Source organism: Orientia tsutsugamushi (assembly GCF_900327275.1).
In the GTDB taxonomy this organism is placed as follows: Bacteria; Pseudomonadota; Alphaproteobacteria; order Rickettsiales; family Rickettsiaceae; genus Orientia; species Orientia tsutsugamushi.
This window is the reverse complement of the sequence record NZ_LS398548.1, coordinates 70,138-95,721: the sequence shown is the minus strand read 5'-3', so window position 1 is coordinate 95,721 and position 25,584 is coordinate 70,138. Positions and strand designations below refer to the sequence as shown.

Genomic DNA, 25,584 nt, shown 5'->3' with positions numbered 1-25,584 from the left:
AGTAATTTGATTTCTAATTCACATCTTCATATTAGCCCAAAACTTTTCTATTAGATTTAAATCTGGAGAATAAGGTAGCAAAAAAATAACTTTATAACCAACGATTCTATTAATTTTTATCGCTTCTTTCTATGCTCAAACCTCATTGTAAATGACTATATTTCTTCTAATTGATGAATATTCTGCAATTCACTAACAAAGCAGCTTTCATACTTTCTACTTTCAGCTAAAGCAACTTGTAAAGACTAAACTTTTTGTAGAGGTGGCAGTTCATCGAGTATAAACCACATGGTTTTATTTTTACTATTAGTGTTTCTGCATATCAAAGCCTTAATAGCTATGCTTATCCAGACTGAAATCAGTAGGTGTAAAGTAGCTCTTTGACTTGGGTTAGCAGTAACTAATTCTATCGACAAGTAATTAAGTAGCGTAATAATTAGCATTATTGCTAATGGATTCATCGCTGTATTATTTCTAAAATGAAATTTAGTAAAAGAAGAGAAGTATGATACAACACAAAATTGTTGAAAATGCTTCAACTATAATCCATAATAGTTATTATCTTATTTGCGATAATACTCGTTACTACAAGTCCAAGAAAGTAAAAAATACCTAAAAACATAATAAATTCAGAACTAGCATTTTAACCTACATATAAGTATTACCATAAGCTTGATGTTTAGCTATAAAATTTATGCATTTATAAAGCAACTACCGCTGTATTAATATTACTTGCCAATATGATAATAATATCTTGATGCTAATTGCACGAATATAACACAAATATGTGTATAATATTTAGCTAATTGGAATGCTAATTTTTAATCAAGCAACTTGAATTTGTAGTTGATAAGCTTAGAGCAGCCTTCAGTTGGCAATGTCGCTTAAAAATATTTTTTATTTTTACAAAAGAAGTATTTGCTATTAAATAAAAATCATACTACACACTATAAGTTTAAGCTAATTTTAAAAATTAATAAGTTATTACTTAATTACTTCAATTTAAAATTAATGAATGGGGATAAATATACCAGTAATATTATTTAACTTTTTAAATATGAAAGGTATGTAATATGTACAGATTTTTCTAACGGTAAAAAACATGACTTTAGATTATTTAAGAAATCCAAAATTCTTATCCATCCTAAGGTTAAAGCGATTACTGATACAAGATATCAAGGTATACAAAAAATTCACAATAATTCTAAATTACCAAAGAAAAAAAGCAAAAAAAATCCTTTAACCAAAAATGATAAAAAGAATAATCTTAGGTTAGTAGGAGAATGAGTTGTTAATGAAAACGTTATTGGTATGCTAAAACGCTTCAAAATTATTGCTAACAAATATCGAAATAGACGTAAAAGATTCGGTCTTAGATTTAAAATGGTCTACTTTTATTCACTAATCTTCGTAAAGATATGCAAACATATTTATTAGATATAGATGATAAGCATTTATTAAATAAACGTTCATTAATTGAGTCTGTCTTTTAATGTACTAAAAAAACATATGCTTTTAGAGCATACTCAACATCGCTCTCCTCTTAATTTTTTTGTTCATATAATTGATTCTCTTGCTAGTTATTCTATCTCCAAACTTAATTCCTATCTTATCTCCTCTTTTTTCTACTCTAATCCATTATCCTAATCTGGCATTATAAAAACTATTAATGGTAAGCTAAAACATCTTTTCCATATTGATCAATAACTCATCACGAAGGAGATATGTTATGTATTTTCAAACTAATGCCCTTACCGCATTGCTTACTTATGTTTTTTAACCTAACGAAATTTCTGTTTCTTTTTAAGTTTGAATTATCTCTCCATTTCTTTGCTTCATCTCTGTTCTATTAATTATATCCAACTTATGTTACTTGTGTTATCAGAACTTAGACTTTGCATTACTGGTATAATTTATAACTGCGAACTCTAATAGTTAACATAAAAGAGTGATATAATCTAAGGGAGATAAGAATAAGGAAGTGGAATAATTGTTTGCTTAAGATAGTGGTTGATGACATTACGAAGCTCATTATAAGTATAAGGTTTTTCAATGAAGGCTACTACTCCCATAGAATAAAGCAGGTTTTTAGTTTCATAGGTTTGGCTATAACCTGAAATAATAATAATAGGAATGCCATACATTTTTGTTACTGTATAAATTTCCTGCACAACTTGCTCTCCGGTTTTTTCAGGCATCATCATATCAAGTAACACCAAAGAGTACTGTAATGGATTTTCCTTAATCAACTTAACAGCTTCAAAAGCATTATTAACTGGTTCTGGAGTATATTGTTCAGCATATATATCTAAAGATATTGCATCCAAAACATTTTGATCATCATCAACTATCAAAATGCGTTTATTAACTCTAATATGATTCTCAAGATCCTTGAGAGAATTAATAGAGTTGCATTCATAACCAAATCCTTTTAATAATTTTGCTATTCTGTCTTTATATATTTTACCAAAAACCTCACTTTTACTATAAACAGCTTTATTGAAGCCGCCTTCTGGCTGTCGTAATGGTAATCTAAAAGTAAATTTGCTCCCTCTGTTATTAGGTCGATTCTCTGCCCAGATTTCACCATGATGTGCTAATATAATTTCTTTAGCGAGTGTTAGCCCTAACCCACGTCCACAAGCCTTAGACTTAGTTCTGCTACTTTCCTCAAATGGTACAAAGATTGCTTCTAGCTCATTTTCTGGTATTCCAACTCCTTCATCTTCAACTGACACTTCTACTCCAGATCTATATGGCTTTACTGTAATTAGAATCAAGCCAGACTGAGAATATTGAATCGCATTTGAAATAAGATTCAGCACCACAGTTTTAATTCTAGTATGATCAAATTCAAACATTGTCTCAGCTTGAGGAACATAGTTTAAACTAATTATATGTTTTTCAGCTACATTTACTTTGTTGCACTCAGCAATTATTTCTTTTAGCATTAATTGAAAGTTATTGAGCTCTATGTCAAATATCATCTGCCCTTGTGCAAATTTTGACAAATCAAATAAATTATTGCTGTACGCTACTAATCTCTCGATACCAGAATTTGCTAATGTCACCATAGTTAATACTCTTTCTTTTTCTTTGAGAATCATCTCAGTGTCCTTATAGTATTTTGGTAAAAATTTGCTTAGTAAATTAATAGTAGTACGAACGACTGATAATGGTGACTTTATTTCATGACTTAAATTATTAAGTATATGTTTTTCGGCATTAAGAAGTATTTCCATTTTTTGGCTTTTAGTATTTAAACGCAGATTAAGAACATCAACATCATTTTTTAGCTCTAGCATAGATCTAGTGTTATCTACAAATTGATTTTGTCTTAATCTAATGAACAATAGTATAGCGCCCAATAATGCTAATGCCCATATGACATACATTCCTAAATTATTATCAACTTCATTATAATCAGCTAAGTAACCTCGCCAACTAGCTAATATGTTAAATACTCTTGCCCCAACTGGTACACCTAACAATATCATAAACAAAGCTGTATGCCATTGTAATAATATTCCTGCTACAACTAAGTTAGATATAAAACACATTAGTAATATTGGAGATGAGCCACCAATCATAGTTAATAAAGTATTGCTAAATACTAAAGTATAAAATATCGTAACATGCCAAATCAGACCTAAATATTTAGTTCGAAAATCTGCATTCCATTTATTGTTATATAGCAAAGCTGTAGTCATGACTAACCCTAAAAGTATAACTGACACTTTTGTAATCAACCAAGCTGAGGCAATATTATGCTCTACCTGTCCACATAATGACATAACCATTAACGATACAGCCGTAATAACAGAGTACTCAATATAATAATGCCTACCACGGAATGTTTCATTATTGCAGTAAGCACAAATATTATCCCAGCTAAAACTATGAAATAAAGACTTAAAGAAGCTTGAAATAGAATTAATCTGTTGCTTGCGTTTTTCTTTAAGAACATTTAGTGGCCTACGATCACTAGGCCCAACCCATCCTCCTGGCTCCCCAAGACAGTAGTGCATTATCATCATTACAACAAAATTTGCTATAGTTGCTGGCATTAGATCACCTATTGGTAATGCTGCATTAAAAAATTTATTCCAAATAAATGTAGTTGAGATTCCAGCAATCATACCTGATACTATAACTCTAGTAGTAGTTCTAAATCCTAAAATTGTAAACATTATTGGTATTCCTATTATTGGGCTATAAAAACTAGCTCCAAATAATAATATACCTATCAAATTTTTTTGCGAAAGAGCCATACATAATCCCAATATACCAATAAATATGGAAAATATTCTAACTGCTATAATCTCTAATTTTGCATTAGTTTGAAATAATCCCAAGGGTTTACACAAATCGTTTACAAAGACAACTGAGGCAGAATTAATATATGAGTCTGCTGTTGACATAAGCATTGCAGATATTCCTATTACTATTAATCCTTTAAACCCAGGATATGCGTAGCTATCTATTATGTATGGTACTAAATTGTTAGCTTCTATTTTCTGATACGATGACAGCAGTGTTAATCCTATAAATCCAGTAAACAAGCAAAATACCAAATACATCAGAGTCATAATTTTAAAAGCATTAGCTGCTTGTACTGTATTACGAGAAATTAAAATTCTATGAAACATGGCTGGATTTGTATCTGGTAAAAAACAATAAAAAAATATTCCATAATATCCTAGTGTATTGATATTATGATAATCTAGCAATATTTTAGGATCAAATATAGGATTTGTAGTTAAAGTATTTGCTATAGATTCCCAACTACCTAACATTCCCCAAATAAGTATTGCTAAAGTTGGAATAAATGCTCCAAAGGCTAAAGACTGAAAAATATCAGTAAATACTACAGCTCTAATACCTCCAAATGCAGAATATATAATAACTACCATACTGCTAATTATAGTTGCATATACACTATTTATTCCTAAAAAATGATTAAACATTGTAGAAAAAACTTTAATTTGCATAGCAATCCCTGTTGCAGACCTGATGATAACACAGGCAGCTCCTATGATTCTAATATGCTTACCATATAGATCACCAATTACATCAGCCACAGATACCTTACCAAAAAATTCCTGCATTCTTGGAATTAAGATATAAGGATAACAAAGTAACCCTAGTATTTGCCCAATAATAGGAAGTACTGCAAGTATTCCAATTGAATATATTTCATATAGCCTAAAACTAAAAGTTCCACCTCCAATCCACGTAGCTATAAGTGTTGCTGTAAGTGCTGATGTACTAAAATTTCTTCCTCCAAGAGCATAATCTCTAACAGACTTTACTTCCTTTCCATACCATAACCCTATAGCTAGATTAGTTACCAAGAATAATCCTACTAAAATTAGGTCTATATTTAATGCTGGCATTTAAAACTTACTCCTTTCCTATTATTGTAATTGCAACTAACTATAACTAACACACGATCCATATAATCAACTTGACACTATTGTTTTATGATTTTCTTATCTTATATAAATCTTCTTTAATTAATTATTATAATTTATTAATTTAATTAGTGATATAATGTATTTGCATTGTCAATATCGTACTTTTAGTAGAAAGGCTTCCATATCTTAGTATAAACAAGTAGTATAGATAGCTTTACTGGTCCGCAACATAATGAAGCAACTAATTCAAAGACTGCAGAAAGCGTAAAAATATTTCATTTAACTTAATTAGCAAGTATAGCTTTATTCTGAAAGGCAGTTACACATTAAATTTCTTTCTAAACTAGACAATGATGTAGAACGGTGTTATAAAAATCTGATTTGAAGTAATAATGAAATTAGATCAGATTAAAGAGTTAGGTGATGAAAAATTTCGTCGATTAACAGGAGTAAGGAAGGAAACATTTTCAAAGATGGTGGATATTTTAAGGAAAGCTGATGGTCTTAAGTAATCAAAAGGTGTGCGTAAAAATAAGCTCAATTTGGAGGAACAGTTGCTGATGGTCTTAGAATACTTTAGAGAATACCGTTAACCCTTTTATCTGATCGAATTTCATTATTACTTTAAAATCAGATTTTTATAACACCATTCTATATCATTCTCTAGTTTCGAAAGAAGTCTAATGAATATACAACACAAAATCTTACCTTTGATGTGTTGTATGCTACTAATTCTGAACATTTGGATGTAAAGATAGCTGGTTCAAAAAAAAGTAGCATTATTTTTTGAACTCTAAGATTTAGCACTATATCTCTTAATATTTAGGAATATTTTTTGATATATAGTCATTTACAATGAAGTTTGCGTATAAAATATCCTGTTAGTAAATCTTATGATACTATTGTCGCTTTTTTTATGCTCAAACCTCATTGTAAATGACTATAGTCTATAATCTAGAATAATAAAACATTCTTAACTTATGAACATGTGACTCTGTACCTTGATTCTAAAAATTAATCAGTTATGATGCGGAGATTGCTTTTTTTAATTTTTTGTGCAAGTTCATTTGCTAACTGGTATGCGTACACATTATCAGAATCATATTTGATAGCCAGGTTACAACTTTCAATTGCTTCTTGATGTCGCCCCAATTCATTCAAAGCAATTCCTTTATTATAGTAAGCGTCTGGAAAATCTGGTTGATACTTAATAGCCAAATCAAAATTCTCTATTGCCTCTTGATATTGTTCCAGTATACATAAAGCAGCTCCTTTATTATTGTAAGAGTCTGCATAATTTGGTCTATATCGAATAGCTTGATCATAATTTTCAATTGCTTCTAGTAGCTTTTCAAGATTTTTCAAAGCATTTCCTTTATTAATATAAGCTTCTACCAAATCTGGTTTATACTTAATAGCTATATCATAATTTTCAATTGCCTCTTGATTGCGCCCTAATTCCTTATAATTTTTTATTGCCTCTTGATGCTGTCCAAGTTCGCATAAAGAAACTCCTCTATTAATATAAATACCTAGATTAGTTGAATCATATTGAATAGCTTGATCATAATTTTTAATTGCTTCTTGATATTGGCCTAATTTGTCGTCTAAAGATATTCCTTTATGATAATAAGCTTCTGCATCATTTGGATTGTATCGAATAGCAGTATCAAAATTCTTTATTGCTTCTTGATATTGGCCTAATTTGTCGTCTAAAGATATTCCTTTATGATAATAAGCTTCTGCATCATTTGGATTGTATTGAATAGCTATATCAAAATTCTTTATTGCCTCTTGATATTGTCCTAGTTCGTATAAAGAAATTCCTTTATTAATATAAGCTTCTACCGAATCTGGTTTATACTTAATAGCTATATCATAATTCTCTATTGCTTTTTGATGTTGTCCTAATGCCTTTAAAGCCATTCCTTTATTAATATAAGCTTCTATACAATCTGGATTACACTTAATAGCTACATCATAATTTTTAATTGCTTTTTGATATTTTCCTAACAGAAAAAATGAATTCCCTTTATACAATATTTGTTTGCTATCATATCTTTACCCTAAAATTAAATACTGATTAATAATACTGTCATATATTTCATATGATTTATAAAAATTCCCCTTTAAATTTTTGATTAGCTGTGATAATTGCTAAATCAAATGTGCTGTTACAAATTTTCTTTTTTACAGCCTTATTTTTAATACTATCAGAGATTTCATCAAAATTCTTTATTTTTTTTTATTATTACCATCAGTTATGTTATTCTAAAATTCTTACTCTATATTTTCTATCAGTACTAATATTGCTAGCTGTGCATATAGTTTGAACTATTATCTAAGATACAAGCTCAAGTTTATACTGAACATTGAGAAGGCCATTCTTTAAGGCCTCAATGTCCTTAACATGACCGCACCATTCTTGACGAAAGCTATTCCATTTTAAGCCATGAAGGCGAATGTGGCGCTTAGTGTTTTCGTCTGGTTCAGAGGTGAATTTTAAAATCACAGCAGCTTTATTTTGCTGTTCTTTATCAAAAATATCTTTACCTATTGTAGTCCAATGATCCTGAACATTTGGATGTTGTGTTAAAGTTTCTTTTAGTGAAACAATTGCACCAAATAAAGTATTTGTTGGTAAGTGATCAAGATTAGCTTTAGCAACTAATCCACCCATTTCGATAAGACGTCGAGTACGCATTTTACGTTCTTTAATTTTAAGGTTAACCTCATCCATGATTAGCTTAGCCTTTTTTTGTTGAAGAGTAATTTTTTGCTGCATAAGATTTGCCATGTTAGTAATTCAGAAAGATAAAAAAATCAGGCAAGAATATATCAAAATAAAATCCCAGTAAAGAAAAAAAACCGCGCCTACCAAACCAACATCAAATAATTATAGTCAAAAAAACGTGAATTCAAGGTTAGAAGCTTCATTGAAAAATAAGCTTACAGCGGGTAGGTAAGCGCAGAAGCGCTTTTCCTCCCAAAGAACCGTACAAGCGAATTACTCCGCATACGGCTCAAGCAATTTACAAACAGCTGCAATAAGTTGTCCGCGATTACTGTGTACTTGTCGATGGCAGTTTTCATGCAATAAGCACAAATTGTTAATATGGTCAGTGCCACCACATCTTATAGGTGTTATATGATGTACATGAACACTTTCACCATTATCTATTAAATCAAAACAAACAAGACATTTACCCTTTTGTCTACGCCAAAGAATCTGCCTAGATTTAAACAAATACTTAGGGCTATCAGCCTGACGTTTATGCCAATATTCTCTAAGTTTTGAATTATCAGGAGAAGATTTACCTTTAACAAGAATATGTCGTTTAATCGTTGTCCATTGTAATTTCCATAGATATAGATCTTTATTCATAAAGACCCAATTATCATTTCTGCCTTTAATGCGACCCCAATACTTTTTCTTAAGCCATTTCCAAGATTTTTTAGGATGTTTTCTACATACGAATCTTGCTTGCTAAATCCACATCCAACAGTCTAAATTGGAAAAAATTTTCTTGGACACAACTTTGTTGAAATAACTGCACCATCCAAATATTTTAGAATTTAGATTATCAATTATTCTATCAATATTCCATGAGAAACTTTTTTTCCATTCTATTGACATTCGTTTTTTAAACGACTTTATAGAGTCTTTAGACGGTTTAACTAGTAGAGCTACACCTCTTCTTGTACTATTGGTTTTATATTGTCGAATATTAAATCCAAGGAAATCAAAACCTTCATTAATATGAAGTATCCTGGTTTTTTCCTTTGACAATTCTAAGCCTCTAATACTTAACCAATCATTAATAATACTTTTGGCTCTGATACATGAGCTTTCTGACTTAGCGCAAACGACAAAATCATCAGCGTATCTCACTAAAGCATATTCGGATTTAGAATATAGGTGATCATACTTATTATAGATAATATTAAGTATATCACTCATTCCATGAAGAGTTATGTTTAAAAGTAATGGAGAAATTAATCCACCTTGTGGAGTACCAGCTGTTGTTTTGATAATTTGATAATCCTGCATTACACCAGATTTAAGCCATGCTTGAATCCAATTACGAGCAGGGAAATTTCCTATAATTTTCAAAAGAAAATTATGATCAATATTATCAAATGCTCCTTTAATATCAGCATCTAATATCCAATTTCTATTGGTTCCATGTCGAATAATACCAGATATTCTCTGTATTGCATCGTGAGCGCTACGTCCAGGTCTAAAGCCATAGCTGCAACCTTCAAACTTAGCTTCCCAATATGGTTCAAGTGCTGATTTTACAACAGCCTGTCTACACCTATCCACAATAGTTGGCAAGCCTAAAGGTCTAGATTCGCCATTACTTTTTGGTATGTATACACGCTTAATCGGTTTTACAGATGATAGATTATTATCTGCTAACTTTTCCATCAACAGACTCCTTTCTTTATCTGTCTTAACAACTATTTTATCAATTCCAGGACTTTTTCGTCCTTTGTTGATTTGAGTAACACGTCTTATAGCAAGTAACCTATTTGCTCTTGATTTTAACATCAATCTTTGTAAGTTACGTACTAACTTCATATTACCATTTGCAGATGCCCTATAAATACGTCTACGAAGATTATTAACCTTTTGTATAATTTCTTTCCAGTCTATTGAATGCCAATAGATTTTCTTGAAATTATCTTTAGTCTCAATTGTTACATTTGCGTTTAGCATCCAACTTTTCCAATTAATTCATAATCTTGTTTACCTATTTAGGGTAAATCACCAGTCTTAAGTTAGCATCATTTCTGATTAGCATATAAATGCCTATACACTCAGTTATTAATTTCTGTAGTCTTTCGACTTAGTGTCATTTGCTTTCTAAGACCTCTCTTACCTACTATCAGTTGCCTAATAATAGGCTTACCATGTTTCACTCATCAGAGAGACGTTAAGTTGGTTATCTTCTTTATACCGAGGAGCTGGCATTTTTAAAGAAGGCTGCGTATTCCTTCTTACAGCTAAGCTTTTCAGCTTTATCCTTATAACAGAATTTATCTGGAGTATCTGCTTCTGCATTGACGATATTTTCCATACGAAGATTCACTTTCGTTTAACCAATTTTAACTTTACCTTGCCCCTATTTCCCATCCAGATTAGTACTTTAGTTAGGCTTTCTATCGCGCTTAGTACAAGACCGTTACCAATCTCGCACCGCAATAGCGGTAACTAAGGTTTAAATGCAACCTTGCTACATTTCTGTAGTCTCTGTTTGAGCGACCTCATGTCGCACTACGCAATATGCAATCTATAAAGATTGCTGCTAAAAAATGAGTACTCATTAACCGATTGAATGTTAAAAAAAAAGAAGTTTATGCTAGCAAAATCAAAAAAACCATGCTAACTTAAAACTCAGGTGAGAATTGGTATTGAGATGGCGATACAGTTTGCAAGGATTGAATTTTTAAGTAGAAGTACAGGAGGTGATAGTTGTCGTAAGGCAGCGTATAATGCAAGAACTATTGTTAAAAATAAGCAGACAGGTATAAGGTATAACTTCTCTCGTAAGAAAGATAACGTATATCATACAGTGCTGATACCGGATTATGTAAATCAAGACTTCAAGAATATTCAAACATTAATGAATGAGGTAGAACGAACAGCAAAAAAAGACAACAGCCAGTTGTTGAAGGATATAGTAATAGCATTGCCAGACGAGAAGGAGCTAAATTTAGAGCATAGAATAGAACTAACTCATCAAATAGTTGATGCAATGGAATGGGGGCAAAATGGTCTTGGAGTACAGATAGACATTCATAAGCCTCAAATAGGAGATAAAAACTGGCATGCGCATATATTGGTTACTACAAGAAGATTTAAAGAGAATGGTGAAGAATTGGGTGATAAAGCTGTTGACTTAGAGGCTAAATTTATAACAGTAAAAGGTCAGTGGCGTATTATTAAAGATCACAAGATGATTCATGAAATAGCAAAAGAAGAAACTAATGTATATTTCGCTGAATTAGGCTTACCATATAGAGTTGACGAGACAAGCGAAGTGCCTGGAAAGCATATTGGACCTCGTAGAATTAGGAATTTAATTAATGAAGTATTAAATGAAAATGAGTTACGTAAAGAGGCTCATTTGAAGATTATTAATGATGCTGACGTAATAACGGATTCTATAACACATTACAAATCTATTTTTACTAAGCAGGATGTTGAAAAAGCAGTAAAAGATATACCAGATCCAACAGCAAGAGAACAGTTAGTTCAGCAAGTGCTTAGTTCAAATAGAATACTAGAGTTATACCATGATGATGGTGAAAGTAGCAAATATTTTACGACAATTGAGGTTCGAAATGAGGAGACGAGAATAATCAGAATAGCTAATAAAATCAATAATCAGGTTTATTACAACGATATTTACAATCTTAAAAGTGATATCGAAGGTCTAGCAAATGTTAGTGAAGAACAGAAACAAGCTCTAAGGCATATTTTGCTTAGCACTAGTGGAGTTAGAGTCTTGAGAGGAAGAGCTGGTATAGGAAAATCTTATGTTTTAGCAAAAACGTATGAGCTTGCAACAAATCGTAGACAAAAAGTTATTGGCCTTGCTCCCACTCATAAGGCAGTATCAGAGCTGAAGAGCAAAGGTTATACATAGGTCTATACAGTAAAAGGATTTTTATATAATCGAAAAAAAATTTTTATGCAAGACAGCTTAATAGTAGTAGATGAAGCTGGAATGGTAGGTACTAAAGCTTATGCAGAGCTGTTTAGAGTAGTTAGAAACAATAATTGTCAACTGATACTTGCTGGAGATGAAAAGCAGTTAGCTTCAATAGAAAGAGGCGGAATGTTTGAGATGCTGAGTAATATTTTTGGTTCACATGTTTTAGTAAATATTCGAAGACAAAGTAAAAACTGGAGCAGAAAAGCAGCAATGGAGTTTGCTGAGAGTAATATTTTAAGCGGTATAACCTTACTGAGGCAAAATAACTGCGTTAGGTTTGATAATACGTTGCAGGACTCAATGAGTAAGTTAATATACAACTGGAGTCTAAGCAAATTTAAACCACATGAAAAATTGGTAATTACAGTACGTAATAAAGATGTCGACATTCTTAATTCAAGTATTAGGTCTTTGTTAAAAGCAAATGGTACGCTAAAAGGCACAGAATATGAGCGTTCTATTGATGGAAGGAAAAAGTCATATATGGCAGGAGATAGAATCGTATTTCAAAAAAGCTATAAGGATTTACAAATACAAAATAGTGAATTTGCAACTTTAACTTCGGTTAGTAAAAATAAATTTATAGCTAAGACAGACACAGGAAAAGAAGTGAGTTTTGATCCTAGTGAAATACAATTTAAACATGGCTATGCAAGTACTATTTATAAGGCTCAGGGAGCTTCTATAAAAGATGTATACGTTTTGCATAATGGAGTAAGTAATATAAGCAGCTCATATGTAGCTATGACAAGGCATATAGAGAAGTTGCAGCTATATTGCAATAAGAAAGCTACTGTAAGCATTAACAGTTTAATAAATCAGCTCAGCAGACCAAATGAGAAATCAGCTAGCATAACTCTGAAAACTGCTCATGATTTGGAAAAAGCACGGACAAAGACAACTGTTTTTAGTAAAGTTTTTAGTAAAGTTGAAAACTGGTTTAAGTCTATAATCAATGATATCAATGATAGATCTCATGTGAATGAAGAATATTATCATTTTACCGCTAAACCAGATCAAGAAGCTAAAGTAGAAAAAGTCCAGCAAGAGAATAGCATAAAGCAATGCACCACCAAAGATATTTCTACTCCATTGTTTATGCAAATCAAAGAACAAAGACAATATGATTATGATGTAACCATTCTGTCAGCAGAAGGAAAAACGATATCAAGTTTTCAGAAGGCTGGCATTGATAGCAGAATGGTATATAGCTCAAATGTAAATAATTTGAAGTACTATCAACCATTTCAAGGAGAAAAGATTCTTATAGCTGCAAATAATTATAAACAGAATAAAGAGTATGCAAGTACTATAAACAAGGCTGCAAAAGCATTAAAAAGCAAAGGAGCAATCACTAGCATCGTAATTCATTCAGAAGGTGAAGATTTTAACGAAATGCTAAAAAATAAAGGAGCAATAGCTGTTAAGGGGCTTATGATACCTGAAATCATGAAGTTAATTAATACTCAGAACGTAAAAACAGAGCCTGAACAAATTGTAAAAGCAGATATAGCTCCAAAAATTAGAATTAGACGGTAGTGCTGAAGATTTGAAATTGAATGTAAGCTATTCATTCACATGGTGAATTACAAAATGAGCTATACATAAACAGCTCACAGTGATGTTTGTAATTCGCATTATGCCCCGCTAAGAGAATATTGGAAGTTATGTAACTTTTGTAAGATTTGTGTCTTACGCGAAAACTATCTCAATAATCACTTAGCAATAAAATTATAATTCAAACGGTAAAAATAGCAAATATTTATACCGCAAAACAATTTAGTGACGCGAAGGTGAGGTTTTATATGACTGACAAAATCAATGATTCAAATAATTTCAATAATATTCATAATTCAAAAACAGATATAGAAAATTCTAAAGCTAACAGCTGCAACCACAACGTGGCTGTAAAGTTGATAAATGGTGATATCGCTGATGGCATAGTGCTACTTAGTGATAATAATAGCTTGAGGGCTGATAATACTCTAAAAGAATCAATAAACCAATTAATCAATGATTGGAAAAATAGTAAATTTGAGTTGCAGGATCGTTTGATAATTGCTGGCCATAAAGAAGCTGAAAATATTAATCAAAACATCAGAAACTACATGAAGGAAAATGGTGATCTAAAAGGTCCAGAATACAGCATTTTAATTTCAGGAGCCGAATCAAAAAAATATGCTAACTACATGGCTGGAGACCGAATTGTATTTCAAACAAACGATAAGGATTTACAAATACAAAACAGTGAATTTGCAACTCTAGTATCAATTGATGAAAATAAGTTTGTAGCTAAGACAGATACAGGAAACGAGGTAAGCTTTGATTTGAATAAAATAAGCTTTAAACATGGATATGCTACAACAGTTTGTAACCCACAAACAGCTGTCAAAAAAGATGTATATGTTCTTCATAATGATGGTGTAGGCATAGAAAGTTCTAACATAAGCATGATAGGAAATGCAGAGCAAGTACGGCTGTACTACAATGTGCAAGCTACAAAAAATGTTGCTAACCTAATAGAGCAGCTTAGCACAGCTAAGACAGACTCTATCAATTCAAAAGAGGAGAATAATGATGTTCAAGCAAATGAAGTAAGGCAATATCAATCTGCTCAAAACTATAGAAAAAACGATTATTATTCAAATAGCGAGGAAGACCTACAAAAATTGAAGGATGCAATAGCTTATAGAGCTGACACTATAGCTCGTGATATTCTTGGAGATCCAAATAAGCGCCTATCTACATACGGAAAATTACGTTGGGGAGACACTGGCAAAATACAAGTAACCACCGAGGGCAAGTACGCTGGACAATGGTATGACTTTAGTACAGGACAAAAGGGTGATTTATTATCCCTGGCTCGAAGAGAAAGAGGATACGGCTTTTTTGAGGCAATAGAATATTTGAAAAGTATGGTTGGAATGTCTAACGTTAGACAACAGTATCCCAGATATGCTACGACTAACAACGATTCTCAACAATACACTCAAGAATCTGAAAGTGTTAAAATCGCAAAAGTTCAAAACTTTTATGAACGATCAAACAGAATACATGGTTATGAGATAGATACGAGCCCAAGCGCAGAAGTTGAAATAGTAAAAAAGTATCTTGAAAATCGTGGTATTACTTTTGACAAAAGCACTGCAAGTTCAGACTTAAAAGCAAGTATACTGTTTGATACTCAAACGAGAGAAAATTATCCAGCATTTACAGCATTTGCAAGAAATTCAAAAGGAGAAATTACCGGAGTACAGGCCGTATATCTAAATTCGGCAGGAGATAAGGCGAATATTTCAATTAACAGAAGATCTTTCGGTAAAATCAGAGGATCGTTCATAACAATCGCAAAGCGAAATGCGAATGACCCTAATATAACAATTATAGCAGAAGGCGCTGAAACAGCATTGAGCTTGCAGCAATCAGGCATTAAAGGTAATATCATTGCTAGTGCAGGAATTTCGAATTTGAGAAATTTTTCACCATTTCCTGGTGAAAAAATCATCATTGCAGCAGATAATGATAGCAAAAATCCTATAACTAATAATACTGTAATTAAAGCTGCAAAAACGTTAGAAATGAAGGGAGCGATAACTTGTATAGTCAAACCACCAGAAAATGGTGATTTTAATAATCTGTTGCAAAGTTGTGGAGAGCAGTCAATTAGAGACATTATAGAACCTGAAATTACTAAACTGACTAAGGCAGTTGAAACAACCAAACTTACTCAAACAGAAAATAATAGTATAGAAAAACAAAATGATATTACAAATGTTAAAGAATTGTATAATAAATCGTCATCTCTATACTAATGACAAAAAAATTAAAGCATGATTCATTGGCAAAGACAATCATGAGCGATCCAGTTGCTGCACAAGAATTTCTAGAGTATTATTTACCAAGCGATTTCAAGAGTTTAATAGATTTATCACAAATAAAAGTAGAGCAAGAGAGTTATATAGAAGAATCGTTAAAGAAAAAATACAGTGATATCGTCTATAAAGTTGCAACCAAAAAACATGGCAATGCTTTTATTTATATATTAATTGAAGCTCAATCAACCGTCGATTATTGGACAGCTCTGCGGTTATGGAGATACACATTGTTATTGTGCGAAAGGCATAAGAAAGAAAAAACTAAATTACCATTAGTGTATAATTTAGTGATCTACAACGGCAAAGAAGTCTACAACGCACCTAGGAATTTGTGGGATTTATTTACCGATTCAATGATAGCTAAGCAATTAATGACCTCTGACTATCAATTAGTCGATTTACAAAGTATGTCGAATGATGAAATTGTTAGGAAAAAGCATATCGGAATGCTCGAATATATGCTAAAGCACATTCATCAACGAGATATGTTAAAGCTTTGGGAAGAGTTTCTAATAAAGTTCAAACATGTTTTAATACTTGATAAAGAAAAAGGCTATATTTACCTAAGATCATTTTTATGGTATACTGATACTAAATTACTAGAGAGTCAGCAACCAGAATTAGAGCAGGTTCTGGCTAAGTATTTATCTGAAGAAGAAAAAAGTAATATTATGAGAACTATTGCTGCAAAATATATTGATGAAGGTATAGAGATTGGTGAAACTAAAGGCAGAGCTGAAGGTATAGAGATTGGTGAGATTAAAGGCATAGCTAAAGGCAGAGCTGAAGGCAGAGCTGAAGGCAGAGCTGAAGGCATAGAGATTGGTGAAGTAAAGGCTAAACAAGAGCTTGCAAGGAACTTATTAAAAGCTGGCTTTTCAGTTGAATTTATTTCTGAAAATACCGGATTGTCAAAAGAAGAAGTGATTAATTTAAAAAATAACATAGAGTATTAATTTTTCGAATTAATACTCTACTAACTTAAGTTTTTTGAGCAATTTATATTCACAAACAAAAGCTGTATTTAAGTTTTGTAGCTGCATAGTTAGTTTTGTGATAGGAAAGTTACCGGCAAGCTTTACATAACATGTAAGGTCTGGTAGGTTCATAATTTCAGATGGCATAACTAAAATCTTTTTACGCTCAACATTATTCATATTTACCCCATCTCGCATAGTATTTGATCCATATGACAAGTTCTCTTGAGTTTCAATAATTTCTTGTTCACCTAGTGTTAATGCTGACTTATAAGCTGTAACCTGATCGCTAACTCGAAAAATAAATTTACTATTAAACAAATCCAGCATAGAATCACATTCAGCAGCCCCATATATTGCTTCTAATTGATGAATGTTCTGCAATCCAGCAACAAAGCAGCCTCCATACTTTCTACTTTCAGCCAAAGCAACTGGTAAAAACGAAACTTTTTGTAGAGCTGGCAGTTCATCAAGTATAAACCACATGTTTTTGTTATCATGATTAGGATTTCTACACATCAAAGCCTTGATAGCTATGCTTATCCAAGCTGAAATAAGTGGGCATAAAGTAGCTCTTTGATTTGGGTTAGCTGTGATAAATAGCCAGCCAGTTTCATTTGAGTTACTAAACCATTCCTTGATGCTAAAACTACCTCCAGGCTTTAAATATTGTAGCGAAGTAATATTCTTTCCAAGAGTAGATTGAATTCCTGCAGAAGTTTCGAGCGCGCTTTCGCTTATAATACCTGATACAGCTGTGTTTCTAAAAGCTTTTGCAAATTGTCTATTATCAGAGTAAATGATTGTATGAATTAGTTTTATGATATCTTTATCATCCTTATATAGCTTCAATGCTTCAGACAAGACTAATTCAGCATTTTTAGCAAAAAAGTCATCAAGTTTAGGAGTATAATTACTAAAACTACTCGCTATATCATGAAAATCAGCTGCTTCAAAACAATCATTCCAAGGCAACCATTGTTCACTATTTTTTTCAAAAGGATTAAGCAGTTTATCACATTTAGAGTCAAAAAATCTATCAATAAAAGTTCCAGTTGTGTCTACAATTATTGCTCGATCCTTATGTAATCGAATTTGTGGTAGCAGTTCGTTAAGCATATTAGTTTTACCGGTACCTGTTGTTCCAGTAATCAGAATGTGTAATCTTTCACTATTCTTTACTAATGGTAAGCCTCCAAAACGGATTTTAGAGGCCTTTTTAGCTCTTTTTAGCATTTTGGCTAAGCATTTGTATCCTACAAAATCAGCACCTCTAATTTTGGCCTTAATAATCGTTTTTTTACCTTGAGCTGTAAAGAAAACAATTGAGATTATCACACCAATAGCAAAAACAATTAATCCTTCTAACAATGCTGAATTAATTAAGAATTCCAATAATTGCTGTATTTTAAATCCATGTTGGCTTGTATAAAACTCATGCAAAAAGTCTTGAGCATTGAGGTGCATCCATTTTTTAAACCTTAAACTATAAAACTTAATGCCTATTTGATCGATATCATAAAAATGCTCACCAATTGCTAGCTTAAGCTGCACATATCTTTCAATTGCAAAATAATACAAGCTGCTCAGAAAAACTTTTTGATATAATCGACATATAATCCAGAATATCGATAATCCTAATCCAATTATAAAAACGTTGGTACTACCTTGCCCAAACATTCTTAACTTATGGGCAAATAACTGCGAGCCTCTGGTGAAATTTCCTTGATTCTGAAAATTCATCTATCTCAAGAGTATTTTTTCAATATCTGTAGTTTTTGCTCATACTCTTTTACTCCAGTAAAATTCTTCAATTCTGTTAACCTTTTTAACATTGTTTCATGTTCTGCAATGATATTTAGTATTAAATCACCACACCCCACCTCCAGCACTAGTACTAGTACTACTACTTTTACTGTGGCTAGTACCTGTATACTCAGTAGTAGCAATGCTACTAGAACCAACCTTCTGCAGAGCTTGGTATTCACTCTCAGTTAGACCTATATACAGAGCTTCATCATGAGTTATCCTGTCGGCTATTTCCATGGTAATGGAGTTTCCTGTTGAAATAAGATTGGACTCTTTTTTTTGTCAGTGAATCAAGATTGCTCTGTGAACGGATAAACTGGTTTTGATATCCAGATTGTAGCAGTGCAGAAGAGCGGTAGTTATCTAATAATAAATCTACGTTTTTATTTATAATTTGTCGACCATCATCCGTTGTAGTGACTTTTATACTACCATCATTGATAATAGCAGCCATATGTAATGAAGGAGCTAGGTTTTGTTGAGAAATAGTTCTATTGCCTATGCTGTAATTATCCATACTCAAGTTATTGTCGACTATATTACTTCCTAAGCTGCTAGCAACTTGTATAGGAGAGAACTGGCTGGCTAAGTTAGCTGTAGCATGAGCGCAAGCTTTTATCACTGACCAAGAAAGCATTGGTATTGATGATGCAAGCATTTGAAACGTCGCATAGCTATATAAAATCATCTCTGCAAAGCTTCCTTGCGATAGCATATTCAGACCATAATCACTACCGAAAGCTCCAGATTTACTGGATAAGCTGATCATTCCTAGACAATGGATTATTGTAAAAAATACTGGCCAGCTGCTGACCCATATTATTAATAGAATCCATGTTTTGAGTATGTTGTAACCACCAGGCAGTAAGCCCATTGGAAATACAATAAAGATCATTGAAACTACTAATGCAAAAAAAACAGATTGTAAAATAGGCATCATGTGAGCAGCCATTTCCCCAGCGACTAGATACGAAAATGATTTTTGAAATAGCCCTCTGATTGCATGCATACTCACCAGATTAGGATAAATTCGTGATAATGAAAACTTCTCACGCCAGTCATCATATGACTCACGATTAGCATTAAGTAGCATAGCTTGCTTCATCCATTCATGAATGTCTTGTTGCTCTCTCTGTAAATATTTTAGTGTGTCGCCAGTCATGACTTTTAGTCTTTGACTTAACATGCTTGACTGATCAGATTGAACTCCAATCGCTGCTGCGAACTTTGTTAGAAGCCCTTCATTTAATTCTTTATGAATTGCTGCTTTAATCAATGGAGTAGCTTGTCTGCATGTCTTGAAACTAATACCTAAATTACTAGGCTCACGATAATAAATACCGAAATTATTAGGTATATTCTGCTCGATAAATCCTATAATGTCATTAGTTTGTTGAGCAGCTGCTTTTTTGCCTAGAATATTACCTATGATGTAAGGCTTCATAAAGCATTGTCTAAGAAATTCCTTAGTATTAGTTAAAGTTACTGGATCATGTATTTGCACATCTCGAATCTTAGCTACAGCCTTTGCTCCAAACATAATACCAGTTTTTCTGCTTGATAGTCCTTCATAAGCCGGTAAAAGATGATTTTCCAACATTTTGGACACAAAGTAACTCGTTTGCGATGAAAGAGAAGCAAACATTGCAATACCTATCGGAATATTATCAACTTTTACTGGTGCACTCATTGATACCTCATCCTTCAGCCAAACAGTAGCTTTGGGGGCAAATAACAGCGTAAAAATAAATATCGATGGAAAGAACCACTCCATAGCAAAGATGCCGATATTTCCTCTAAAAATAGCCCTAGTAGCAGCCCATATGCCACCAATAGTCAAGGCTAAGTGTCCTACTGGAGTGAAGTATTCGCTATTTGAAGCAAAGACTCTGCCTATGCCGTTAAACACATGCCATAACAGATCTCCACCACCAAATGTGTATATTACGTAATCCATTAACTTTTCTCCTTCGCTATTAAATGCTGCTCTATTAATCTAGCCCTTTTATCTATTCGACTTGCATCTGTTTGTAGGCTAGTCCATTTCTCATTTGCAAAAAGTTGTACCCGATTCAATTCCTTCAAATATCTTTCTAAATGTTCATTCGAAACTTGCTTAGCACCTAGTGAAGTAACGGCTCTACGTATTTCGGTGATTACTTCCTTCAAATGCTGAACTAATGTATAGCTAGCTATTAATTCTGATGAGCTATCTAAAATTGTGACTCCAGAAATAGCTTCTAATGTAATATAATCATAAATCGGAAATATATCTCCAATCGAAGATAAAAAGGCTATTTCAGAGTCAATGAATTCAGAATTCTTATCAAACTTAATTTTTAGATTAGTCAATTGTTGTTTAGCTTTACCTGCATAAGATTTCTCTGGTGATATTGTGATATTTCGTTGCAAGCGTTGAATGCAAGCAAATGACACTATCACAGCTGTAAATCGAGGCTGATTCTCCGCCTTTTAAATGACTAATCCAACTTTTTTCGTCCTGAGCTAAGGAGTCATAAAAGTGTACATTATTGTTTGTAACCACGATAGTGCCAGTCATAGACATGATTGAATCATGCATATTTGATGGTATTCCAACCTTTGCTGCTGCTTTAGTGAAGATGTTATAATCATCTAGCATTAACTCTGAATCCTTATTTTGTGCTTGTCGCAGAGCTTGTTTTTGAGCTAAATCATTACGACATTTTTTACCAGCTGCAAAATAATCAAACCCGCTTTGTGACTGTATATCACGGCAAACAGCTTCTCTCATAGCCCAGTTTCTTGGTAAAGCTGTAGCAAATAATGCTTTTGTTAATTCGCAATCTCCCTTAGCAAATTGATTCATCTCCATTGCTAGATTACGTAAGTCCTTGAGAGCGTTCTCAATCTGTGGAGCAAATGTTTTTAATCCTAATGAAAATGCATAAACTTTAGCTTGAGAACCAATATTCTTCATTAGTTGAACTAATTCTTCTCCAGAAATAACAGAGAAACTACCAAGATAGGCGTCAATACCGCTACAGCTCATGTTTAAAGATGGTGGAGTTATAGCAAATGGCTGAAAGGATGTTTGGCTTGTTCTGGCAGATAATCCGCCAGCCGCATAATATCCAGCCGCTTGATTCTGATATGATCCAGATCTAGTAACATTAACACTCATTCCTTGAAATACGTTTTCGATATTCCAAGCCAGTGATACTGGAGCTTGTAGCGAAAATAATGCTGCAATAACATAAACTCTAATTCTGATGCTCATCTAGTCTCCAACTTATGATAATATCTATCGATTGCTAGAATATTGTCGATAATTTTATTCTCAGAGATTATGCCTCTAGCTACTGCATATATTTTTTTACCATCGCTAGCTACTAGGTATAACACAGGTACAATATGCTTAGGATTTAGTTTATTAAGCAACTCATTATTCTTACTGACAGCTAGCAACTGAAATGCATATTTATTAGCAAAGCTCTGAACAATAGGCATAAAGGCCTTACAGAGCAAGCAATCTTGTTTAACTTGCAGAATCAAGTCCCAGTTTTTAGCAATGTTTTTGAGTTTTGAGTCGTTTTTCTGCTCTGATTTTTCTTGATATAGCTTTCTATGTAAGCTATTAGCTGGCTCATGAGCATTAATCAGTTGATAATCAAGTAAAGTAGCTGTTGCCACATAGTAGCAAACTTATGCGCCTTCTCCATGATTTGCTTATGCAATCTTTGTGCTGTAATCACATTTTCGAGCGTTGGATTATCAAGCGCTATACGCTGAGCTCGATTAAATTGCTCCTTTAATTCCTCGATTCTATGATCATGAGCATTACTTATCAACTTAGAAGTAGATTCAGTAAGCTCATGATCATGTTTATCATTGTACCATAGAAATCCTGTTGGTGAAGCATCAACAGTGGATAAATGACTAATTAATATCATAAACATTAATAATCTGCTCATTTAGACTGACTTTGTTGCATACGATGAACTTTATCTTTGATGCCTGCAATAATGTCTTTGTTCATGCTGTTTTGAGCCTTAGTGAGTATATCGCCAAATAGTTCATCCATATTGATTTTAGTGAAATCAACTTTTTGTAATTCTTCAACTGTAAGGCCTCTACACTTTGGACATTCAGGTGTTCCAAAGTCTATTTTTAGCTGTTTTCTTGCTTCTTCCTGAAAAATTCTAGCAAGTTTCGACTGAAAGCAGCAATAAGTAGACTTTCTGGCTAAGCAAATACCTAATATCGGAATTCTTGAAGAACAGTAGGTTCCAATATAGTAGCAGTAACCTTTTTTTCTATATAGAGCTAATTCTTGTTCCTTAGATTTACATTGCGATAAGCCTATATCACGCCCCCAGCCAGTCATTGAAGAACAGCAATTCAAAAAACTAAATATATCTTTTTTGCATTTGCGATGTTTTCCTGAAAATACAGAAACGGGATTTGTTTTAATGTCCTTGCTCATCTGATTTAGCATTGCTAGATGAGCTACTTTAGCTATATCCCTGTTTGGTATAATAGTCGGAGTGTTACAATTACCTCCTAAACAAAAGATCGAGTTATTACGCAACGATGAGTGTAGCATTGTTTGCTTCTCAGTTGAACAGCTGTAATCGTGCTGCCATAGTAAACAAATATTTGCTACTGATTTTTGGCAAGTGCTATTTTTTAATTCGCAATTTTGAATTTTAAGGTGTTTGCAACCATCTTTTGGATCGCTAGTACAAGAAAAAACAATCTTTTGTTTCCAATATGGACGATTGACTTTAAACTTGTCAAAAAATACTCTATCACCACCATCATAGTTGATTCTATTGACCTCATAGCATTCGTTACTTTCTGTTAATTGCTCAAGTTCAGGGTTTAAAACTTTCCAATATTCTGCTACTTCCCTTAGTTCTTGAGTCTTATCTCTGTAGTCATAGCGAAGTGTACATATTTCATTTATTTCATGTAATAAAAAATTTCTACCAATATGATGTATAGATACACCAAGCCTATTAGCAATAGCCAATTTCATTTGTTTTACAATTGCTTCGGGATCATCTGCTAGGCAGTATATTTGCGCACCTGATTCATCATCATAGACATCGCTACGACTATTAAGCCAATTACTATGATTCTCCTTTATTTCTTCTGTTGCAAATTCCATTTGCCGGGTTTGCCATGGAAGCCATACATTCTCTAATCTGCACTCAACGTTTAATTCTCGAGTAAGTTCAATATTGAACTTACTGCCTTCAGTACAACTTTGAATAATTTCAGTATTAGTTGTACTTGTCTGAGTTACGAAGTTACTGCTATCAAGGGTACTTAAAGGATCAGATTCAATTCTCATTGAATTAGCTATCATATAATTTTGATCGTTGATATTATGTTGAGTTAAGGCATTGTTTTTACTGTTTTCAGCTTGAAATAACATTGCCCCACTTTCTGTACCAAGCTGATTACGGCCATGGTAGGTTAAATCCTCATCATTATTAGGATAATTGACATTACTACCTTGATGAAATAATTCTTGTGTATTTGAAGAATTTCCAAGATTTACATTATAGTTTTTAGCTTCATTATAGTCATTCTGCATTGAAGCTAAACAACAATTGATGTTCAATATTGTCAAAACTAGTACTATAAGTTGCTTCATGGAGTATTCTCATTCATAATTTCTAATGCTATTGCTAAAGGAATATGGCCAGTTAATTTCTTGGTTAATCCTCTTTTTTCATCATCTATTACTATCACAGGTACAACATCAATTTTATATTGTTCAAACAAGCTAGGATCTATATTGAAGCTAATACCAAGCTCCATAGTTTTATTCTTTGTTTGTGTAAATGAGTTATTAATTAACCCACGCATAACCAATTGAGCTCCAGCCTTTTGAGAATCAGCAAAATAGCTTTTTAAAGCCTCATCACTCATTGAAAATGAGACAAAAATAAAAGTTTTTTGCTTGTCCAAAAAAAAAGCATTAGCATTATTAACAAATAATAAAACCATCAACACCATTACTCGTATAACCATATTCCTCTCCAAGCTTTATAAATCAAAGCAAACAACAATCTCTTTTTCGCCAAATCAAGTAACCAAAATCTTCACCATTAACTGGAAATTCTCTGCCAGCTTGCCATATAGCTTCTGTTTGACCTATGCTCTTACAGGATTTAGTTTCTGGAATTGGATAAGTCATTTGTAGTCGATATTGGCTTTTCTTCATGATAGGCATAGGATACTTGCCACATAGGCCTTTATAACCATAATATCCCCATAACATCAGTTGCCTATGCATTCTAGCCATAAACTTACTTACCATTAATACAGATGTTCCAACTCCACCATTATGAGCAGCAGCAGTTTCAATAAAAGGGTAAAGCATTCCTTGACATTCGGCACACCAAAAAGCATAATCACTTGCTAATAAACCAGCACTGCAACTCATGCAATCAGCTATACATGCTTGATAAGCAGCTACATTTTGAAACAACAGCGTTTCTGGATTTAAAATCGCAGATTTAGCATCGTCACTCCATAATGGATCAAACTCTGTTAAATATGCTATATCAACTGCAGCCATTTCCAGACAAATAAAATCAAGCAAAATTTCCAGCCAGTAAATCACGGGATAGACATACCAATGTTATACAAATGCATGTGATCTTGAACTTATTAATAAAGCAAGAAGCTCAAATCAATTTTTAGTTGTACTACTGTTCGTTTAATGTATAATAATATTCACATTTAATGTGTAATAACTTTTGAAAGTATAACATAATTTCAGGGA

The 25,584-nt window shown here is 32.7% G+C and carries 16 protein-coding genes and 7 pseudogenes; 7 read left to right on the top strand and 16 right to left on the bottom strand.

The window, feature by feature from the left end:
• Positions 1-245: 245 nt before the first annotated feature.
• Complete coding sequence (locus DK405_RS15295) at positions 246-539, bottom strand: type IV secretion system DNA-binding domain-containing protein (protein ID WP_045914789.1); 294 nt, start codon at positions 537-539, stop codon at positions 246-248.
• 514 nt (positions 540-1,053) lie between these two features.
• On the opposite strand from DK405_RS15295, the pseudogene DK405_RS00450 reads away from it, so the two are divergent.
• Both DK405_RS00450 and DK405_RS00445 read left to right on the top strand, forming a co-directional pair.
• Positions 1,054-1,437, top strand: a pseudogene (locus DK405_RS00450) (transposase family protein); the annotation flags it as partial.
• A pseudogene (locus tag DK405_RS00445) lies at positions 1,383-1,647 on the top strand (transposase); the annotation flags it as partial. The pseudogenes DK405_RS00450 and DK405_RS00445, both read left to right, overlap by 55 nt.
• A gap of 311 nt (positions 1,648-1,958) precedes the next feature.
• Here DK405_RS00445 and DK405_RS00440 read toward each other — a convergent pair.
• A complete protein-coding gene (locus DK405_RS00440) occupies positions 1,959-5,396 on the bottom strand; it encodes a hybrid sensor histidine kinase/response regulator (RefSeq protein ID WP_109510528.1) in 3,438 nt (1,145 codons plus the stop codon).
• 413 nt (positions 5,397-5,809) lie between these two features.
• On the opposite strand from DK405_RS00440, the pseudogene DK405_RS00435 reads away from it, so the two are divergent.
• A pseudogene (locus DK405_RS00435) lies at positions 5,810-6,007 on the top strand (IS5/IS1182 family transposase); the annotation flags it as partial.
• Between the two features lie 424 nt (positions 6,008-6,431).
• On the opposite strand, the gene DK405_RS00430 reads toward DK405_RS00435, so the two are convergent.
• From DK405_RS00430 to DK405_RS14890, 5 genes are all read right to left on the bottom strand, one after another.
• Positions 6,432-7,457: a tetratricopeptide repeat protein gene (locus tag DK405_RS00430; RefSeq protein ID WP_052691731.1), complete on the bottom strand. Its 1,026-nt coding sequence runs from the start codon at positions 7,455-7,457 to the stop codon at positions 6,432-6,434.
• A gap of 301 nt (positions 7,458-7,758) precedes the next feature.
• Positions 7,759-8,214 carry a conjugal transfer protein TraD gene (locus DK405_RS00425; RefSeq protein WP_064612603.1) on the bottom strand — a complete coding sequence of 152 codons (456 nt, stop codon included), beginning with the start codon at positions 8,212-8,214 and terminating at the stop codon, positions 7,759-7,761.
• Positions 8,215-8,424: 210 nt separating this feature from the next.
• Positions 8,425-8,802: an HNH endonuclease gene (locus DK405_RS13245; RefSeq protein ID WP_052691740.1), complete on the bottom strand. Its 378-nt coding sequence runs from the start codon at positions 8,800-8,802 to the stop codon at positions 8,425-8,427.
• Between the two features lie 102 nt (positions 8,803-8,904).
• The gene (ltrA, locus tag DK405_RS00420) at positions 8,905-10,140 is read right to left on the bottom strand and encodes a group II intron reverse transcriptase/maturase (protein WP_197709764.1); all 1,236 of its coding nucleotides are present in this window, start codon (positions 10,138-10,140) and stop codon (positions 8,905-8,907) included.
• A gap of 235 nt (positions 10,141-10,375) precedes the next feature.
• On the bottom strand, positions 10,376-10,501 hold the full coding sequence (locus DK405_RS14890) for a hypothetical protein (protein WP_269459331.1): 126 nt from the start codon (positions 10,499-10,501) through the stop codon (positions 10,376-10,378).
• A gap of 339 nt (positions 10,502-10,840) precedes the next feature.
• Between DK405_RS14890 and DK405_RS15975 the strand changes: the two are divergent.
• The 4 genes and pseudogenes from DK405_RS15975 to DK405_RS00405 form a co-directional block, all read left to right on the top strand.
• Positions 10,841-12,361: pseudogene (locus DK405_RS15975) on the top strand (AAA family ATPase); the annotation flags it as partial.
• A gap of 483 nt (positions 12,362-12,844) precedes the next feature.
• The gene (locus DK405_RS15970) at positions 12,845-13,681 is read left to right on the top strand and encodes a conjugal transfer protein TraA (protein WP_458692829.1); all 837 of its coding nucleotides are present in this window, start codon (positions 12,845-12,847) and stop codon (positions 13,679-13,681) included.
• Positions 13,682-13,947: 266 nt separating this feature from the next.
• On the top strand, positions 13,948-15,954 hold the full coding sequence (locus DK405_RS00410) for a toprim domain-containing protein (protein WP_064613354.1): 2,007 nt from the start codon (positions 13,948-13,950) through the stop codon (positions 15,952-15,954).
• The gene (locus tag DK405_RS00405) at positions 15,954-16,973 is read left to right on the top strand and encodes an Rpn family recombination-promoting nuclease/putative transposase (RefSeq protein ID WP_064613356.1); all 1,020 of its coding nucleotides are present in this window, start codon (positions 15,954-15,956) and stop codon (positions 16,971-16,973) included. The genes DK405_RS00410 and DK405_RS00405 overlap by 1 nt, the downstream gene beginning before the upstream one ends.
• 9 nt (positions 16,974-16,982) lie before the next feature.
• Here the strand turns inward: DK405_RS00405 and DK405_RS00400 are convergent, their stop codons facing one another.
• The 9 genes and pseudogenes from DK405_RS00400 to DK405_RS00370 all read right to left on the bottom strand — a co-directional run.
• Positions 16,983-18,737, bottom strand: coding sequence for a type IV secretion system DNA-binding domain-containing protein (locus tag DK405_RS00400; RefSeq protein WP_109510527.1), 1,755 nt, complete (start codon positions 18,735-18,737; stop codon positions 16,983-16,985).
• Between the two features lie 5 nt (positions 18,738-18,742).
• Positions 18,743-18,877: a hypothetical protein gene (locus DK405_RS14885; protein WP_269459330.1), complete on the bottom strand. Its 135-nt coding sequence runs from the start codon at positions 18,875-18,877 to the stop codon at positions 18,743-18,745.
• Positions 18,873-20,760: pseudogene (locus DK405_RS00395) on the bottom strand (conjugal transfer protein TraG N-terminal domain-containing protein); the annotation flags it as partial. The pseudogene DK405_RS00395 and the gene DK405_RS14885, both read right to left, overlap by 5 nt.
• A complete protein-coding gene (locus DK405_RS15290; protein WP_331828113.1) occupies positions 20,760-21,215 on the bottom strand; it encodes a conjugal transfer protein TraH in 456 nt (151 codons plus the stop codon). The gene DK405_RS15290 and the pseudogene DK405_RS00395, both read right to left, overlap by 1 nt.
• Positions 21,169-22,062 (bottom strand): conjugal transfer protein TraH, encoded by an 894-nt coding sequence (locus DK405_RS00390; RefSeq protein WP_331828112.1) that lies wholly within the window; start codon positions 22,060-22,062, stop codon positions 21,169-21,171. The genes DK405_RS15290 and DK405_RS00390 overlap by 47 nt, the downstream gene beginning before the upstream one ends.
• Positions 22,059-22,756: pseudogene (locus tag DK405_RS00385) on the bottom strand (conjugal transfer protein TraF). Before DK405_RS00385 ends, DK405_RS00390 begins: the two are co-directional and overlap by 4 nt.
• Positions 22,753-24,447, bottom strand: coding sequence for a conjugal transfer protein TraN (traN, locus tag DK405_RS00380; protein WP_109510526.1), 1,695 nt, complete (start codon positions 24,445-24,447; stop codon positions 22,753-22,755). Before traN ends, DK405_RS00385 begins: the two are co-directional and overlap by 4 nt.
• A complete protein-coding gene (gene trbC / locus DK405_RS00375) occupies positions 24,444-24,827 on the bottom strand; it encodes a type-F conjugative transfer system pilin assembly protein TrbC (protein ID WP_109510525.1) in 384 nt (127 codons plus the stop codon). The genes traN and trbC overlap by 4 nt, the downstream gene beginning before the upstream one ends.
• A gap of 22 nt (positions 24,828-24,849) precedes the next feature.
• Positions 24,850-25,440, bottom strand: a pseudogene (locus tag DK405_RS00370) (TraU family protein); the annotation flags it as partial.
• Positions 25,441-25,584 lie beyond the last annotated feature (144 nt).

What these genes read in the sequence shown, in the direction of transcription:
- DK405_RS00440 (WP_109510528.1), bottom strand. Translation starts at nt 5,396, where the DNA reads ATGCCAGCATTAAATATAGACCTAATTTTAGTAGGATTATTCTTGGTA.
- DK405_RS00425 (WP_064612603.1), bottom strand. Translation starts at nt 8,214, where the DNA reads ATGGCAAATCTTATGCAGCAAAAAATTACTCTTCAACAAAAAAAGGCT.
- traN (WP_109510526.1), bottom strand. Translation starts at nt 24,447, where the DNA reads ATGAAGCAACTTATAGTACTAGTTTTGACAATATTGAACATCAATTGT.
- DK405_RS00400 (WP_109510527.1), bottom strand. Translation starts at nt 18,737, where the DNA reads ATGAATTTTCAGAATCAAGGAAATTTCACCAGAGGCTCGCAGTTATTT.
- trbC (WP_109510525.1), bottom strand. Translation starts at nt 24,827, where the DNA reads ATGGTTATACGAGTAATGGTGTTGATGGTTTTATTATTTGTTAATAAT.
- DK405_RS13245 (WP_052691740.1), bottom strand. Translation starts at nt 8,802, where the DNA reads ATGAATAAAGATCTATATCTATGGAAATTACAATGGACAACGATTAAA.
- DK405_RS00390 (WP_331828112.1), bottom strand. Translation starts at nt 22,062, where the DNA reads ATGAGCATCAGAATTAGAGTTTATGTTATTGCAGCATTATTTTCGCTA.
- ltrA (WP_197709764.1), bottom strand. Translation starts at nt 10,140, where the DNA reads ATGCTAAACGCAAATGTAACAATTGAGACTAAAGATAATTTCAAGAAA.
- DK405_RS00405 (WP_064613356.1), top strand. Translation starts at nt 15,954, where the DNA reads ATGACAAAAAAATTAAAGCATGATTCATTGGCAAAGACAATCATGAGC.
- DK405_RS00410 (WP_064613354.1), top strand. Translation starts at nt 13,948, where the DNA reads ATGACTGACAAAATCAATGATTCAAATAATTTCAATAATATTCATAAT.
- DK405_RS14890 (WP_269459331.1), bottom strand. Translation starts at nt 10,501, where the DNA reads ATGGAAAATATCGTCAATGCAGAAGCAGATACTCCAGATAAATTCTGT.